Source organism: Actinomadura sp. NPDC048032, assembly GCF_040653175.1.
In the GTDB taxonomy this organism is placed as follows: Bacteria; Actinomycetota; Actinomycetes; order Streptosporangiales; family Streptosporangiaceae; genus Spirillospora; species Spirillospora verrucosospora.
In genome coordinates this window covers 1-1,085 of sequence record NZ_JBEZJP010000828.1, presented here as the reverse complement: position 1 = coordinate 1,085, position 1,085 = coordinate 1, and the positions used below count along the sequence as shown (strand labels likewise).

The 1,085-nt window shown below is 74.9% G+C and carries 1 protein-coding gene and 1 pseudogene; both read left to right on the top strand.

What is annotated here, in order from left to right; translation table 11 throughout:
• Positions 1-44 precede the first annotated feature (44 nt).
• Positions 45-623, top strand: a complete 579-nt coding sequence (locus AB0C69_RS42535) for a potassium-transporting ATPase subunit C (RefSeq protein ID WP_360362688.1) — start codon at positions 45-47, stop codon at positions 621-623.
• A 2-nt stretch (positions 624-625) separates the two neighbouring features.
• Positions 626-1,085 (top strand): annotated as a pseudogene (locus tag AB0C69_RS42530) (histidine kinase); the annotation flags it as partial.

Sequence of the window (1,085 nt, the reverse complement as noted above, 5' to 3'; positions counted from 1 at the left end):
TCGCCAGGTTCGCCGTGCCCAAGCACGCCTAGCACACGGTGCTGATGGCGGGCATCGTGATCGCGCTGGTGCTGCGCGGCGCGTTCATCGCGGTCTGCTCGCGGAGCAAGGCCGTCGGCGATCTCGAAGGCGTGGACGGCGGGCGGCCGTACTGCACGCCCGACGGGGTGGGCGCGGTGCTCAAGGTGTTCGGGACGCGGGCGCCCGACGGCGCCGTCCCGAAGCCCTCCCGGGTCGTCAGCGCCAACCAGGCCTGCCCCGCCGTGCCCTTCGTGGCCGTCTACAAGGGGGTCCGGGTCGAGTGCGCCACGCCGGGTGAGGACCTCGCCCGGGGCCTGACCGTCCCGGTCAGGGGGAGCGCGCACGCGAGGCCGCAGGTGCCGCCCGACGCCGTCACGGCGAGCGGCAGCGGCCTGGACCCGCACATCACGCCCGCCTACGCGAGGCTCCAGGCGCCGCGGGTCGCCAAGGCCCGCGGCATCTCCGAGGCGCGGGTCCTGGCGGCCGTCCGGCACAACCAGACGGGCCGGGCGCTCGGCTTCATGGGGGAGCCGGTGGTGAACGTCCTCCGCCTCAACCTCGAACTGGACCGCGACCACCCCGTCGGCGCCGGGAGGAGCTGATCATGACGCGCGGGCGGCTCCGCGTCTACCTCGGGGCCGCCCCGGGCGTGGGCAAGACGTACGCGATGCTCGCCGAGGCGCACCGGCGGCGGGCCCGCGGCACCGACGTCGTCGCGGGGTACGTGGAGACCCACGGCCGGCCCCTGACCGCGGAGCGGCTCGCCGGGCTGGAGACGCTGCCCCGCAGGACGGTGGAGTACCGCGGGACGGCGTTCACCGAGCTCGACACGGAGGCCGTGATCGCCCGGCGCCCGCGGGTCGTGCTCGTCGACGAGCTCGCGCACACCAACGTGCCCGGCTCCCGGCACGCCAAGCGCTGGCAGGACGTCGAGGAGATCCTGGACGCCGGGATCGACGTCGTCTCCACCGTCAACGTCCAGCACCTGGAGTCGGTGAACGACGTCGTCGAGCAGATCACCGGCGTGCCGCAGCGCGAGACCGTCCCGGACGAGGTCGTCCGCC